Origin of the sequence: Cupriavidus sp. WS, assembly GCF_000395345.1 — a bacterium.
GTDB classification, from domain to species: domain Bacteria; phylum Pseudomonadota; class Gammaproteobacteria; order Burkholderiales; family Burkholderiaceae; genus Cupriavidus; species Cupriavidus basilensis_B.
Genome location: NZ_AQPL01000479.1, coordinates 1 through 15,106, shown reverse-complemented (window position 1 = coordinate 15,106; position 15,106 = coordinate 1). Strand labels below are relative to the sequence as shown.

The window sequence follows — 15,106 nt, the reverse complement described above, 5'->3', positions numbered from 1 at the left end:
CCTTCGACGTGAACGAGCAGGATTTCGTCAGCATCATCGGCCCCAGCGGCTGCGGCAAGACCACCATCTTCAACATCATCGCCGGGCTGCTCGACCCCGATACCGGCGAGATCAGCTATCGCGGCCAGCAGGTCACGGGCCTGCGCGGCAAGGTCGGCTACATGATGCAGCGCGACCTGCTGTTCCCGTGGCGCACCGTGCTCGAGAACGTCATGCTGGCGCCCGAACTCAAGCGGATGCCCGCCGCGGAGGCGCGCGACAACGCGCTCGAATACCTCAACACCTTCGGGCTCGGCGGCTTCGAGAACAACTACCCCAAGACCCTCTCGGGCGGCATGCGCCAGCGCGTGGCGCTGATCCGCACGCTGATCTCGGACCCGGACGTGCTGCTGCTCGACGAGCCGTTCTCGGCGCTCGACTACCAGACCCGCCTGTACCTGGAGGGCGTGCTGCTGGAGGCGGTCGATACCTTCAAGAAGACGGTGATCCTGGTCACGCACGACATCGACGAGGCGGTCGCGCTGTCCAAGCGGGTGGTGGTGCTGGCGGGCAAGCCCTCGCACGTCAAGCAGGTCTACGACATCGACATCGGCGAGAAGTCGCCGATCGGGGCGCGCAGCCATCCGCATTTCTCGGGCTATTTCCACCAGCTATGCGCCGAGCTGGACATCCAGACGCGCCAGCACTGATTTTCCAAGAACGGGAGTGAACATGAGCCACGCTATTTCCGGCGCGCCGCCGGTTGCCCCGGCGCGCGCGCGCCGCAAGAAGAAAACGCATGTCCTGGACAACGGCTGGGGGCGCTCGGCCATCCAGGTCGCGGCCCTGGTGCTGTTCCTGTGGGTCTGGCAGCTCGGCGCCGACATCGGCTGGGTGTCGTCCTTCATGGTCGGCTCGCCGGCCGAGATCTACAAGGCGCTGGCGCGCGGCATGGCCAGCGGCGACCTGCTGCGCGACAGCGGCTACACGCTGATGGAGTCGATCCTGGGCTTCGTGATCGGCACGCTGGTGGGCTCCGTCCTGGGGCTGGCGCTGTGGTATTCGCCGTTCATCGCGCGCCTGACCGAGCCGTTCATCATCGCGGTCAACAGCATTCCCAAGATCGCCTTCGGCCCGATCGTGATCCTGTGGTTCGGCACGGGCCTGGTGTCGAAGGTCGCGCTGGCCGTCTCGCTGACCGCCATCGTGGCGCTGATCGCGGCGTACCAGGCGGCCAAGGACGCCGACGTCGATTTCCAGACGCTGCTGGTGACGCTGGGCGCGGAGAAGCACGACGTGTTCTTCAAGGTGATCGTGCCGTCCTCGCTGCCGGCCATGATCTCCACCTTCCGCATCAACATCGGCTTCGGCCTGGTGGGCGCGGTGGTGGGCGAGTTCATCTCGTCCGAGCACGGCCTGGGCCACATGATCTTCACCGCGTCCGGGCTCTACGACCTGAATACGGTGTGGGCCGGCCTGTTCACGCTGATGGTGATCGGCTTCGGGCTGTATTTCGTCATCGACTACATCGAGCGCAAGCTGCTGCCCTGGAAAGACGACGTGCACCACGCCAGCCTCAATGTCTGACGCGCGCCTTTTCCCCATATCGTCCATTCCACGTGAGCCTTTCATGAAAAACCTACTCAAGCGAACCGCATGCATGCTGGGCCTGGCCGCAGCCCTGGTGGCCGCCGCGCCCGCCTCGGCCCAGGCACCGAAGAAGGTGGTGGTGTCGCAGTTGTTCCAGTCGGTGATGTTCCTGCCGCTCTACGTGGCGCTCGACCACGGCTTCTTCGCGCAGCAGGGGCTGGACGTGACCAAGCAGACCTCGGGCTCGCCCAATGCATCGCTGTCGGCGGTGATCGCGGGCAGCGCGGAGTTCTCGCTGCACGGCCCCGAGTGGACCGCCATCGCCGCCTCCAAGGGCGCCGACGTGCAGGTCATCGCCGGCGTGGTCAACCGCGCCGCGGTCTGGATCGCCGCGGCGCCGGACCTGAAGTACGCCGGGCCGAAGGACTTCGCCGGGCAGACCGTGTCGACCGGCATGATGCCGATCGCCAGCACCTCGCTGTTCTCCAAGCTGCTGCGCGACAACAAGATCGACCCGGCCGCCGCCGGCATCACCGTCAAGCAGGTCCAGGCCGGCGCCGAGCTGGGCCCGCTGCTGGCCGGCCAGGCGAGCGTGGGCGTGTTCTACCAGCCGGCGCTGGAGCAAGCGGTGGCCAAGGGCTTCAAGGTCGTGCACAGCTTTCCGCGCCAGTACGGCCCCTACCTGCTGTCGGCCATCACCGCGCGCAAGTCCGTGGATGCCGACACCGCCCGGCGCTTCATCGCGGCGATGGAGTCCGCGCTGCGCTTCATGAACACCCATCCGGCCGAGGCGGTCGCCATCGCCAGGACGGAGTTTCCCTCGATCGATCCCGCCGTGGTCGAGGCCGCCGTCAAGCGCATGCTGGCCGAGCAGGTCTACGCCACCACCGTGGCCATCTCGCCCGACGCGCTGCGCATCGCGATGGACACGCAGATCGCGCTGGGCAACCTGAAAAGCCAGCCCGACTACGACACGCTGGTCGCCCGCAAGCTGATCGAAGGCGGCATCGCGCGCGTGGACGCCGCCCGCTAGGCCGGCGCGGCCTGTTTCACCGCCGCGCCGCTGCGCCGCTTCACCGCCTTACCTGTTTCCCTTTTTCCGTTTCCAGCTGCGATGGTGCCCGACACCATCGCCTACCCCTCTGTTGCCTGCACACACGATCATGAGAACCTATCCCTCCTTCAAGGCCGCGGCCTGCCATATCTCCTCGGTCTTCTTCGACAGCGACGCCTGCGTCGACAAGGCCTGCGACTGGATCGCCGAAGCCGCGCGCAACGGCGCCTCGCTGGTCGCGTTTCCCGAGGCCTTCATCTCGGCCTTCCCGGTCTGGGCCGGCGTGTGGGCGCCGGTGGAGACCCACGAGTTCTTCGTCAAGCTGGCCGCTTCCTCCGTGACCATCGACGGCCCCGAGATGGCCCGCATCCGCCGCGCCGCCAAGGAGCACGGCGTGTTCGTCTCGATCGGCATCAACGAGTCGACGCCCAACAGCGTCGGCTGCGTGTGGGACACCAACGTGCTGATCGGCGACGACGGCAGCATCCTCAACCGCCACCGCAAGCTGATGCCGACCTACTACGAGAAGCTGGTGTGGGCGATGGGCGACGGCAGCGGCCTGCGCGTGGTGGATACCCGCATCGGCCGCATCGGCGCGCTGATCTGCGGCGAGAACACCAATTCGCTGGCGCGCTTCGCGCTGATGTCGCAGGGCGAGAACGTGCACGTCTCCAGCTTCTCGCCGCGCTTCCCCACGCATCCGGCCGGGCAGCCCGCCTATGACCTGGAAGCGTCGATCAAGCTGCGCGCCGGCGCCCACGCCTTCGAGGGCAAGCTGTTCAACGTGGTGTCGTCGAGCTACCTGCAGCCCGCCGTGATCGACATGATCGCGCGCGGCAATCCGGCCGTGCACCGCGTGATCGACGAAGCGTCCCGCAGCGTGTCGATGATCCTCGGCCCGGACGGCGCGCCCATCAGCGAGGTGCTGCGCGACGAGGAAGGCATCGCCTACGCGGACATCGACATCGCGCGCTGCGTGGTGCCCAAGCAGTTCCAGGACGTGGTCGGCTACTACAACCGCTTCGACGTGTTCGACCTGCGCGTGCACCGCCACGCGCACGCGCCGGCGAGCTTCGGCGGCGACGGCGCGGACGGCGCCGGCGACGGCGAATACGGCGAGCGCGCCTGGAAGGGCGTGCCCGAGGCCGAAGCCGTCAACTGAAACAGCACGCGGCGGCGCCGCGCGCCGCCGCCCGCCCAGTCATCCGCCATCCGGAGCCGCATCATGATTTCCAGCCTCAAGCGCATCCAGTGCTTCCAGCGCTTCCAGCATTTCCTGCCCCGCCTCGCCGCCGCGGCCTGCCTGCTGGGCGCGAGCCAGCTCGCGCTCGCCGAGAACAAGACGGTGGTGCTGTCGCAACTGTTCCAGTCCATCCAGCTGCTGCCGGTCTACGTGGCCATCGACGGCGGCTTCTTCGACAAGCAGGGCCTGACCGTGACCAAGCAGACCGCCGGCTCGGCCAACGCGGCGCTGTCCGCGCTGCTGGCCGGCGCGGCCGACTTCTCGCTGCACGGCCCCGAATGGAGCGCGATCGCCGCGGAGAAGGGCGCCGACGTGCAGGTGATCGCCAGCGTGGTAAGCCGGCCGTCGTTCTGGATCGCCGCCGCGCCCGACGCGAAGTTCGACTCGGTTGCCGACCTCAAGGGCCAGACCGTGGTGGCGGGCCAGATGCCCACCACCAGCACCTCGCTGTTCATGAAGCTGCTGCGGCAGAACGGCCTCACGCCCGGCAAGGACGTCAAGATCTCGCAGGTCCAGATCGGCTCCGAGCCGGGCCCGCTGCTGGCCGGGCAGGCCAGGTTCGGCGTGCTGTACCAGCCCGGGCTCGACCAGGTCGCGGCCAAGGGCATGAAGGTGGTGTACGGCTTCTCCAGCATGGCCAGCGAGTACACGGTGGCCGCCATCAGCACCCGCCGCGGCGTGGACCCGGACACGGCGACGCGCTTCGTCAAGGCGCTGCAGCAGGCCGTGGTCTACATGCAGAAGGACGTGGACGGCACCATCGCCATCGCCAGGACCGAGTTCCCCTCGCTCGATCCCAAGGTCATCGACGCCGCCGTGCGCCGCATGATCGAGGGCAAGATCTACTCGACCTCGGTCGACATCTCGCCCAAGGCGTTCGAGAACGCGATGGCGACGCAGGTCGAGCTCGGCAACCTCAAGGCCATGCCGGACTACGCCAAGGTGGTCTCGCGCAAGTACATCCAGGCCGCGCTCGGGAACTGATCATGGCCGACGCCTTCTGGGGAGCCATCATGGGCGAGCGCGCAGCGGCGCGCGGCGCGGACCTGCCGACGATCCGGGCCTGCCGCGTGCGCCAGCTCGTGGTGCCGTTCGCGCAGCCGCTGCGCACGGCCAGCGGCACGATGCCGGCCGCGCCGATGATCCTGCTCGACCTGCACACCAGCGCCGGCGTGACCGGCCACGCCTACCTGTTCACCTACACGCCCACCGCGCTGCGCGCCGTGGCCGCGCTGTGCGAGGACGTGACGGCGCAGCTCGCCGGCGCCGCGCTGGCGCCGCGCCAGGTCATGGCCGGCCTGCGCGCCCGGTTCAGGCTGCTCGGCAGCGTCGGCCTGCTCGACATGGTGCTGTCGGCCATCGACATGGCGCTGTGGGACGCCTGGGCGAAGTTCCTCGGCCAGCCGCTGGCGGCGCTGCTCGGCGCGGACCTGTCGGCGAACGACCGCGTGCGCGCCTATGCCAGCTACGGCATGGAAGACCGCGAGCAGATCGTGCGGCACGTGGGAGCGGCGCTCGAGCAGGGCTTCGGTTTCGTCAAGATCAAGATCGGCCATGCGTCGCTGGCCACCGACCTGGAGATCGTCGAAGCCGCGCTGGCGGCGATGCAGGGCCGCGCGGCGCTGCTGGTGGACTACAACCAGAGCCTGTCCGTGGCCGAGGCGGTGGTGCGCTGCAAGGCGCTGGACGGCTATGGCCTGGCCTGGATCGAGGAGCCCACGCGCTACGACGACCTGCACGGACACGCGCAGATCGCCGCCGCCGTCGACACGCCGATCCAGCTGGGCGAGAACCTGTGGGGCCCGGCGCAGATCGGCGAGAGCCTGCGCGCCGGCGCCTCCGACCTGATGATGCCGGACCTCGGCAAGGTGGGCGGCGTGAGCGGCTGGCTGGAGGCAACCAGCCTGTGCGGCGCGCGCAACGTACCGGTCTCCAATCATTTCTACCAGGAGGTCAGCGCGCACCTGATGACGGTCACGCCGGGCGCGCACCTGCTCGAGTATTTCCGCATGGCCGAGCCCATCCTGATGGAGCCGGTCGAGGTCGTGCACGGCCATGTGCGCGTGCCGCGCCGGCCCGGCCACGGCATGGCGTGGAACGAAGAACAGGTGCGCAGGTACCTGGCGTGACGGAATCCGTGCCGGCCTCGTTGTGTGGACTGTCGTGCGAACTACCGCGCGAACTCCTCCGCCGGCGCATCGCGCCGCTGCCTGGGCTTGCCCGCGCGCGCGCCGCCGTAGGCGCCGGGCGTGCTGATGTTCAGCTCCTTCTCCAGCCACTCGATGAAGCCTTCCACCTCGGGGCGCTCGTAGGCCTCCGGCGGGCAGGTGGCGTAATAAGCGTAGTAGGGCGTGGCGGTGGTGGCCGGGTAGAGCGTGATCAGGCGCCCGCTCGCCAGATGGGACTGGATCAGGGTGGGGCGGGCCAGCGCGATGCCCATGCCGTGGGCCGCCGCGTCGACGAACAGGCCCACGTCGGAGAACTGGAACATGCTGTTCGGTTCTTCCCAGTCGAGGCCGGCGGCCTGGAACCAGGGGCGCCACGGCTCGATCGAGCAGCGCAGCAGGTCCGCGCGCAGCAGGTCCGGGAACGTCGTGAACGGCCCGTGCCGCTCGGCATAGGCGGGGCTGCACGCGGCCATGACCTGCTCGTCGAGGATGCGCACCACCTTGCGCCCGGTGTAGCGCCCGTCGCCGAAGCGGATCTCGATGTCGGCCGGCTCGGCCTTGGCGCCGATCAGCGGCACCGAGAGCTGGATGTCGATCTCCAGTTGCGGGAACTGCTCCTTGATCAGGCCCAGGCGCGGCAGCAGGATCTGGGTGGCGAAGGTCGGCGGCGAACTCAGCCGCAGCTTGGCGCGCGGCTTGATCGTCCTGCCGCGCGAGGACGGAAAGTAGCTCAGCGCATACAGCGCGCTGCGCACCGTTTCGAGATACGACTGGCCGTCGGGCGTGAGGATGATCTCGCCGTTGACCTTGGTAAACAGCGTCAGCCGCGTGAAGTCTTCCAGTTGGCGGATGCGGTGGCTGACCGCGCTCGGCGTGATGGCCAGTTCCTGCGCCACCAGCACGCCGCTCTTGAGGCGCGCCCTGGCCTCGAATGCGAGCAGGCAGTGGATCGGCGGCAGGCGGGAGGAGATGGTCGACACGGAGAAGCGCGCAAAGGCGGGCGGTGGAAAGGCTTCCGGTAACTAGCAAGAAACGTGCCGCAACGGCCAGAAAGCGTGCCGCAAGCCACCGGAAACCATCGCGCAGGTGCCCGGCCGCGCGCGCCGGCCGCCCCGTCCCGGCACGGTGTCGTCGTGCCGGGACGGCCAGGGCGAGGTGCCGCGCCGGCGGCTAGCGCATGCCGTATTGAGCGCCGCGCTGGTTGTAGCCCTGGTAGTCCAGCAGCGCCTCGACGTCGTCCACCTTGTCCATCAGGTCTGCCGCCGCCGTGACGTCGAGCGCCGCATGGAACTGTGCCAGCGCGCGCGCCACGCCGTGGGTCGCGGCGTTCAGGCAGAAGTTGTGATAGATGACCATCTGCACGCGCGCCGCGCGCTCCTGGGCCAGCGTCTCGGGCGGCGTGTTGACCAGCACCACGTGGGCCGGGATGCGCTCGCGCACCGCCGCCAGCTGCGTGGCGTTGATGCCGGTGGCGAACACCACTTCCGCGCCGGCCCCGGCGAACGCGATCATGCGCGCGACGGCGTCCTCGATGTTGCCGGTGGCCCAGGCCGCGTCCGTGCGCGCGATGATGGTGAAGTTCGGGTCGTCCCGCGCGTCCCGCGCGGCGCACAGCCGCGCGAGCATCTCGTCGAGCGGCAGCAGGCGGCGCGGCAGGTCGGAGTGCTTGCCGCTTTCATGGTCGTCGATGTGGATCGCGCTGGCGCCCGCGCGCTCGTACAGGCGCACGGCGCGCCAGATGTTGGCGGGGTTGTAGAAGCCGTTCTCGGCATCGGCGACGACCGGCAGGTCGACCGCGTCCGCCACCGAGCGGACCGCGGCCACCAGCTCGTCCAGCGTGAGCAGGCCGACGTCCGGCATGCCGCGCGAGGAAGCCACGCCGTAGCTGCCGACGTAGACCACGGGAAAGCCCGCCTTTTGCACCAGCAACGCGCTGAGCGGATCGAAGGCGCCCACCGCGGGAACGGTGGCGCCGGTTTCGAAGAGCGCCTTGAAGCGCAGGCGCAGTTCTGCTTTGGAAGTCATGGGAGTGGATCTGAAGGAGAGAAGCCCGGGGCCGCCGCGCGGGGCCCCGGTGCGAGGTCAGAGAAAGCCGACCGACAGCCACGGCACGAAAGCCACCACCAGCAGCGCCAGCAGCAGCGCGCCCAGGTAGCCCCACACGCGCCCGAACACGGCATCCGCGGAGACGCGCCCGATCGAGCAGGCGGCATAGAAGCCCACGCCGAACGGCGGCGAGAACATGCCCATGCCCATCGCCAGGATCACCACCATCGAGTAGTGCACCTCGTTGATGCCGAGCGTCTTGGCCACCGGGAACAGCAGCGGCGCGAACAGCACGATCGCCGGAATGCCCTCCAGCACGCTGCCGAGGATGACGAAGGCCAGGATGGTGATGAGCAGGAAGCCCGGCGCGCCGCCGGAGGCGCGCACCATCAGGTCCACCACGTCGGCGGAGAAGCCCGACTGGGTCAGCGCCCACGACATCGCCGTGGCCATGCCGATGGTGAGCAGGATCGCGCCGGACAGCGTGGCGGTCTCGACCAGCGTCGGATAGAGCCGGCGCAGGTCGATGTTGCGGTAGAGGAAGCAGCCGATCATGCCGACCAGCACGATGTAGGCCACGCCCACGGTGGCCACCTCGGTCGCGGTGGCCGCGCCCATGACCACCGCGTAGCGGATCAGCACCGGCAGCGCCAGCGCGGGCACGGCGAACAGCAGCGTGCGCAGCACCACGCGCAGCGGCGCGCGCGCCAGTCCCGGCGCCGGCTCGCGGCGCGCGCGCGCCCAGCACACCACGGCGATGGCCAGCGTGGCGACCACGGCCGGCATCAGCCCGCCGGTAAACAGCGCGGTGATGGAGACGCTGCACACGGCGCCGATGGTGATGAGCACGATGCTGGGCGGGATGGTCTCGGTCATCGCGCCGGTCGACGAGAGCAACGCCACGAGGTCTTCCGGCTTGCAGCCCCGCTTCTTCATCTCCGGGAACAGCGCCGGCGCGATGGCGGCCATGTCGGCCACCTTGGAGCCCGAGATGCCCGAGACCAGGAACATGGCGCCGAGCAGCGTGAACTGCAGCCCGCCGCGCGTGTGGCCGATCAGCGCGGCCATGAAGTCGATCAGCGACCTGGCCATGCCGCTGATTTCCAGCAGCGCGCCGAGCAGCACGAACAGCGGCACCGACAGCAGGATCATGTGCGACATGCCTTCGTCGATGCGGCTCACCACCACCGAATACGGCGAGTCCGTGACCAGCCCGATGTAGGCCAGCGTGGCCACGCCGAACGCGAAGGCGATCGGCTGGCCGGCGGCGATGGCCGCGCCCAGCAGCAGCACGAAGAAGATCAGCAGGTTGTAGTTGCCGATCGACAGCAGCAGCGGCCCGGCCAGCCACAGCAGCCCGGCCACGGCCGCGAGCACGGCCAGCGCCTGCAGCGCGTCGCGCAGCGAGGCGCGCTTGAACAGGCCCGCGAGCGAGGTCAGCGCCATCAGCACCGCGCCGGCGGGCAGCGCGGCGGCGCGGTAGCCGGCCGGCATGCCCAGCGCGGGCGTGGTGATCTCCATTTCGTCGTGCGCGTGGCCGATGGCGGGCACGATGATGAGCATCACGAAGGCGCACACCACCAGCGCCGACATGGTCTGCAGCCACGCCTGCCAGCGCGGCGACAGGCGGTTCACCAGCGCCGTCAGGCGCATGTGCTCGCCCTTGTCGAGCGCCAGCACCGCGCCCAGCATGGTGAGCCAGATGAACAGCGTGGAGGCCAGCTCGTCGGTCCAGTCCAGGGGGTTGTCGAACACGTAGCGCGACACCACGCCGGCCAGCAGGATGCCGGTATCCGCCAACACCAGGCACGCGGCCAGCGCGCCCACGCAGCGCATCAGCAGCCGGTGCGCGCCGAGCAGGGGCGTGGCCGAAGGATGCAGCGCGGCGGCCGGGATCAGGGGCCGCTCGATCACGAGATCTTTCCTCCGAACTTCTCGAGCAGGCTCCAGGCCTCGTCGCCGAAGCGGCGGTGCCATTCGGCGTAGAAGCCGGCGGTGCGGAGCCTGGCGCGGAAGGCTTCCTGCTCCACGCTGTTGAACTTGAGGCCGCGCCCGCGCAGGTCGTCGACCAGCGCGTCGTTGGTCTTCCTGGTGTCGGCGCGCTGCTTCAGCGCGGCTTCGTTGACGTTGCGCGTGACGACCTGCTGCAGGTCGGCCGGCAGCTTGCCGAACTTGGCCTTGTTGCCGAGGAACCAGAAGCCGTCCCACATGTGGTTGGTCAGCGAGCAGAACTTCTGCACCTCGTAGATCTTGGACGCCTCGATGAGCACCAGCGGATTTTCCTGGCCGTCGACCACCTTGGTCTGCAGCGAGGTGTACACGTCCTGCATGCTGATGGTGGTGGGCGAGGCGTTGAACGCCTTGAACATCGAGGTCCAGATCGGCGCCGGCGGCACGCGCATCTTCAGGCCCTTGAGGTCGTCCGGGGTGGCGATCGGGCGGCTGCTGGTGGTGATCTGACGGTAGCCGTTGTCCCAGATCCGCTCGAAGGCGAACAGCGAGGTCTTGCCGATCTCGTTGCGCAGGTGGGCGCCGAGCTCGCCGTCCATCGCCGCCCACACCGCCGCATAGTCCTTGAAGGCAAAGCCGATGCCGCTGATCTGCACCACCGGCAGCAGCGTGCCGAGCGTCAGCGGCGACAGCGCGAGAAAGTCGATGGAGCCGGCGCGCAGCTGCGACAGCATGTCGGTGTCGCTGCCAAGCTGCGAGTTCGGGTAGACCTGGAAGTCGACGCGCCCGCCCGATTCGGTGCGGATCTTCTCGGCCATTTCCTTGGCGCGAATATTCACCGGATGGGAAGGAGGCTGGTAGCTGCCGAAGCGCAGCTTGAATTCCGGCGCGGCATTCGCGCTGCGGATGTAAGCTACCGGGGAAAGTGCGGTAGTGGCTACAGCCGCGGTCTTGAGGAAGGTTCTCCGTGTCGTCATGACGGTCTGTCTCTCGCTTGGTCTCGTTGAAATGCGAGGCGCCCGGGCCATGCCCGAGTGCCTCAGCGTTGCAAGTCTAGACTGTCGGAACACGGCAGCTATTATCATTGTGTCGTTAAATAATTTCCATCTGGTTAATAGATAAATCCCTTGTAAATCATGGAATTGCGCCATTTTCGTTGCTTCATGGCCGTGGCGGATTGCCTGCATTTCGTGCGCGCGGCGGAGTTGCTGCACATCTCGCCGCCGGCACTGACCAAGCAGATCCAGGAAGCCGAGCGCATGCTCGGCGTGCGGCTGTTCCACCGGACCACGCGCTCGGTGTCGCTGACCTCGGCCGGCGAGGTGTTCCAGGTCGAGGCGCGGCGCGCGCTGGAGCAGTTCGCCCAGGCCGAGGAATCCGTGCGCCGCGCCGGGCGCGGCGAGATCGGGCGCATCGAAGTGGGCTACATCGCCTCGACGGCATACTCCGGCGTGCTCCAGGCGGAACTGTCGATCTATCGCAAGCACTATCCGGACCTCGAGGTCAACCTGCGCGAAGGCGCGCTCGCGCGGCTGCCGCAACTGATCGAGGCGGGCACGCTGGACGTGGCGTTCCTGCGCCCGCCCGTGACCTATCCGGTCGGCATCGACGGCATCGTGATCGCGCGGGAGCGCTTCGTGCTCGCGCTGCACGCGGAGTCGCCGCTGGCCCGGCTCGACGTGGTGCATCCGGCCCAGTTGCGCGACGAGCGCTTCATCCTGCCGGAGCAGGAATCGGGCACGCTGGAGATCGGCCGGCGCGGCCAGTTCCATCCGCAGATCGTGACGCGCCCGGGTCGCCTCGTGGCGGTGGTGACGATGGTGTCGCTGGGGTCGGGCGTGGCGGTGGTGCCGCATTCGGTGGTCGACCACATCGTGATTCCCGACGTGGTCTACCGCGAGATCCACGGCGGCGTGGTGCCGACCGAGATCGCGGTGGCGCACCGGCGCCACGAGAAGGCGCCGGCGGTGCGCGCGTTCATCCGGCAGGTGCGCGAGCGCGGCAAGGCCGCGGCGGCGTGAGCGGGCGCCGCGGTCCGGCCGGGCGTCCGGACCGCGGACATGCGGCGGCATGGCCGGGCCGGGCCCGGCACATGGGTGATCAGAAGCTCATGCGCACGCCGCCGTTGAGGCCGACGTCGTTCTTGCCCCTGCGCACCTCGCCGTTCAGGCCGAGGTAGGCATAGGCCTGCTTGCCGAGCCGCAGCGTGCCGGTGAAGCTGGCCAGCCCGAACAGCCGACCTACGCTCGGCGACACGATACCCATGCCGACGCCGGCTAGGCTGGTCTGCACGCTCGACTGCACCAGATTGCCGTTGTCGCGGCCGAGGCCGGCGCTGACCTGGTAGGTCAGCGTGTCGGCCAGCGGGTTGCGGTTGTTTGAGCGCGTGCTCAGGCCCAGCGTGACGCGGTTGCCGGTGGCGGAGTACTGGCTCAGGCTCAGCGCCGCCGGCGTGCCGTTGCCTTCGTCGGTGCCGCCGCGCGTGCTCTTCTGCCACAGCACGCGGGCGAACGGCTCGACCACGGCGCCGCCCAGCGCCAGCGGTGTGCGCAGGCCCAGACCAACCTGTGTGCTGTGTCCGCTCGCATCGGTCTTGAGCGCACCCGCGGACAGCCCGGTCGGGTCGCTGCGCTGGGTGTCCCAGGTATTGGTGCCGTAGCCGGCCATGCCGTCGAACTGCACTGGCCCCACGCTGGCCTGGCCGTAGGCAAAGCCCATGTACTCCTCGATGGAGCCCGAGCCCGCGCTGGCGCCGACGTTCGTGTTGCTGTACGAGAAGCCCATGCCGAACTGCATCGACTCGCCACGCAGCATGTCCGCGCCCAGCACGAACTGCGAGCGGTTGGTGGTGAACTGCGAGGCGCTGCGGTCACCGTCCCAGCGGCCGTGGTCGACGCCGATGTCGACCCACAGCGCCTGCCGGCGTTGCGGCTCGCCGGTGGGGCCGGGCACGGTCTGCGCGCCGGCGTCCGCCAGTTGCCGCACCACCGTGTTGTTCAGGCGCTGGCCGGCCTGCGGCGCGGCTGCCGCCATGGCGCCGTGCACCTCGCCGGCCAGTGCCTGCACGAAGCCCGGCAAGCGCGCCGCGGTCTGGCTGGCGGTCACGTACAGCAGTTGGTCCTGCGCGGTGGTGGCGGTCCCGGCCTGGTCGCTGGCCAGGATGCGGTCCACCACGCCGGCGGCCGCGCGCGCGTTCTGCGTGCCGCCCGCCAGCCACTGACTGTATGAGGTCGGCAGCACCTTCAGGTCGATGCTGTTGCTGCCGAACACGTTGTAGAACACCGCGAAGCGCGTGCCGCTGGCCAGCCCGTCGGGCTGGGCCAGGCTGGCGAAGCGCCCGGTGATGCCGCCGTCGGCGGTGACGATGCGGAACGTGTCGCCCAGCGCCGGCGTGAACGCCGGGCTGCCGTAGCCGGTCTCGCTCGGCGTGAACAGGTTGCTTAGCCGCGGCGAGAGAGTGGTGTTGGCGCCGATGGCGAACTGCCCGCCATTGGCCACGTGCAGGTACGAGTAGTAGCCTGGCGCACCGACCGGCGTGGCCGCGCCGGCCTGCAGCGTGCCCGAGATATCCTCCTGGTAGCTGCTGCCCGCGAGCATGTTGACGTTCGACGTGATGGTCAGGAAGCCGGGCGAGTTGCCGGGCGACAGCGTGCCCTGCACGTTGACCGTGCCGTTGATGGTGCCCGAACCGCCGAGCACGGCGCCGGAGTTGACGCCCACGTCGCCGTTGAGCAGGCCGTTGGCGAGCAGTGTGCCCTGCTGCACGCAGGTGCCGTTCGACAGCGTGGCCGAGCCGGTCAGGTTCAGCGTGCCCTGGCCGTTCTTGATGAAGCAGCCGCCGGCCGAGGCGGTGCCGATGCTGCCCGACAAGGTGGTGGTCGTGCCTGCGTCGGTGTTGACCGTGGTTCCGCCGCCCAGCGCGATGGTCTGGCCGGTCAGGATGTTGACGGTGGTGTTGATGGTGCCGCCGTTGAGGATGACGTTGCCCCAGCCCAGGCCCCACGGGCTGGTCACCTCGACCAGGCCGGCGTTGATGGTCATGCCGCCGGTCCAGCCAGTGTTCGGCACGTGCGCCGGGGCGCCAGCATTGTCGCCGGCCAGCACCAGCGTGCCGCTGCCCGCCTTGGTAAGCATGCCGCTGCCGGCGATGCTGCCGTTCAGCGTCAGCGTGGTGCCGCTGTCGGTGTCGAAAGTGCCACCGCCGCTGCCCAGCGCGATGCCGCGGCCGCTGGCGAACGTGCCCGTGCTCTGCAGCGTGCCGCCGTTCAGCGCCAGCGTGCCGGTGCCGAGGTTGGCGTCGGCCGCTACCTTCACCGTGGCGCCGCCGCTGACCGAGGTGCCGCCCGAGTAGGTGTTGTTGCCCGAGAGCGTCTGCGTGCCGCCCGTCACAGCCAGCACGCCGGTGCCGCCGATGGTGCCGGCGAACGTGCCGGCCGCGTGCGTCAGCACCAGCGCATTGCCGCCGAGCGCCACCGCGCCGTTGCCCGTCAGCGACCGGATCGCCGCGCCGCCGCCGCTGCTGGCGATGTCGAAGGTGCCGTTGTCGACCACGCCGGCCGATGCCGCGATGCCGCCACTGCCCGACAGCGCCAGCGTGGCGCCGCTGCCGATGTTGGTGATGCCCGTGTAGGTATTGACGCCTGAGAGCGTTTGCGCGCCGCTGGTGACATCGAGACCGCCGTTGCCAGCGATCACGCCGGAGAACGTGTCGCCAGCATTGGTCAGCGTGAGGTTCTTGCCGCCGAGCGCAACATTGCCGGAGCCGGCCAGTGACTGGATCGAGGCCCCGCCAATGGTGCCGGAGATGTCGAGGGTGCCGTTGTCGGTGACTTTGCTGGAGCTGGCGATGCTGCCGCTGCCCGAGAGGGCGAGCGTGGCGCCGCTGTTGATGGCGGTTGTGCCGGTATAGGTGTTGGTGCCCGAGAGCGTTTCGGTACCGCCGTTGATGTTGACCCCACCGCTGCCACCGATCACGCCCGAGAAGGTGTCGCCGGCATTGGTCAGCGTCAGGCTCTTGCTGCCGAGCGTGACGTTGCCGGTGCCGGCCAGCGACTGGATCGAGGTGCCGCTGGTCGT

12 protein-coding genes are annotated in these 15,106 nt (G+C 69.1%); 7 read left to right on the top strand and 5 right to left on the bottom strand.

Features of this window, described 5'->3' with window-relative positions; genetic code table 11:
• From K206_RS0131965 to K206_RS0131940, 6 genes are all read left to right on the top strand, one after another.
• Window positions 1–689 (top strand): ABC transporter ATP-binding protein (locus K206_RS0131965; RefSeq protein WP_020206389.1); only part of this gene is annotated, 689 nt, incomplete at its 5' end.
• Window positions 690–711: 22 nt separating this feature from the next.
• The gene (locus K206_RS0131960) at window positions 712–1,566 is read left to right on the top strand and encodes an ABC transporter permease (protein ID WP_020206388.1); all 855 of its coding nucleotides are present in this window, start codon (window positions 712–714) and stop codon (window positions 1,564–1,566) included.
• A gap of 43 nt (window positions 1,567–1,609) precedes the next feature.
• Entirely contained in the window at window positions 1,610–2,602 is a 993-nt protein-coding gene (locus K206_RS0131955; protein WP_029044321.1) for an ABC transporter substrate-binding protein, read from the top strand.
• A gap of 130 nt (window positions 2,603–2,732) precedes the next feature.
• The gene (locus tag K206_RS0131950) at window positions 2,733–3,785 is read left to right on the top strand and encodes a carbon-nitrogen hydrolase family protein (protein ID WP_020206386.1); all 1,053 of its coding nucleotides are present in this window, start codon (window positions 2,733–2,735) and stop codon (window positions 3,783–3,785) included.
• Between the two features lie 63 nt (window positions 3,786–3,848).
• Window positions 3,849–4,850, top strand: coding sequence for an ABC transporter substrate-binding protein (locus tag K206_RS0131945; RefSeq protein ID WP_020206385.1), 1,002 nt, complete (start codon window positions 3,849–3,851; stop codon window positions 4,848–4,850).
• Window positions 4,851–4,852: 2 nt separating this feature from the next.
• A complete protein-coding gene (locus tag K206_RS0131940; protein ID WP_020206384.1) occupies window positions 4,853–5,995 on the top strand; it encodes an enolase C-terminal domain-like protein in 1,143 nt (380 codons plus the stop codon).
• Window positions 5,996–6,036: 41 nt separating this feature from the next.
• Here the strand turns inward: K206_RS0131940 and K206_RS39895 are convergent, their stop codons facing one another.
• From K206_RS39895 to K206_RS0131920, 4 genes are all read right to left on the bottom strand, one after another.
• Window positions 6,037–7,014: a LysR substrate-binding domain-containing protein gene (locus K206_RS39895; RefSeq protein WP_020206383.1), complete on the bottom strand. Its 978-nt coding sequence runs from the start codon at window positions 7,012–7,014 to the stop codon at window positions 6,037–6,039.
• 190 nt (window positions 7,015–7,204) lie between these two features.
• Window positions 7,205–8,059 carry an oxaloacetate decarboxylase gene (locus K206_RS39890; protein ID WP_020206382.1) on the bottom strand — a complete coding sequence of 285 codons (855 nt, stop codon included), beginning with the start codon at window positions 8,057–8,059 and terminating at the stop codon, window positions 7,205–7,207.
• 57 nt (window positions 8,060–8,116) lie between these two features.
• On the bottom strand, window positions 8,117–9,994 hold the full coding sequence (locus K206_RS0131925; RefSeq protein WP_020206381.1) for a TRAP transporter large permease subunit: 1,878 nt from the start codon (window positions 9,992–9,994) through the stop codon (window positions 8,117–8,119).
• A complete protein-coding gene (locus K206_RS0131920) occupies window positions 9,991–11,007 on the bottom strand; it encodes a TRAP transporter substrate-binding protein (protein ID WP_029044318.1) in 1,017 nt (338 codons plus the stop codon). Before K206_RS0131920 ends, K206_RS0131925 begins: the two co-directional genes overlap by 4 nt.
• Before the next feature lie 159 nt (window positions 11,008–11,166).
• On the opposite strand from K206_RS0131920, the gene K206_RS0131915 reads away from it, so the two are divergent.
• Window positions 11,167–12,051 carry a LysR family transcriptional regulator gene (locus tag K206_RS0131915; RefSeq protein WP_029044317.1) on the top strand — a complete coding sequence of 295 codons (885 nt, stop codon included), beginning with the start codon at window positions 11,167–11,169 and terminating at the stop codon, window positions 12,049–12,051.
• A 79-nt stretch (window positions 12,052–12,130) separates the two neighbouring features.
• Here K206_RS0131915 and K206_RS0131910 read toward each other — a convergent pair.
• On the bottom strand, window positions 12,131–15,106 hold a 2,976-nt coding region (locus K206_RS0131910), incomplete at its 5' end, for an autotransporter domain-containing protein (protein WP_020206378.1).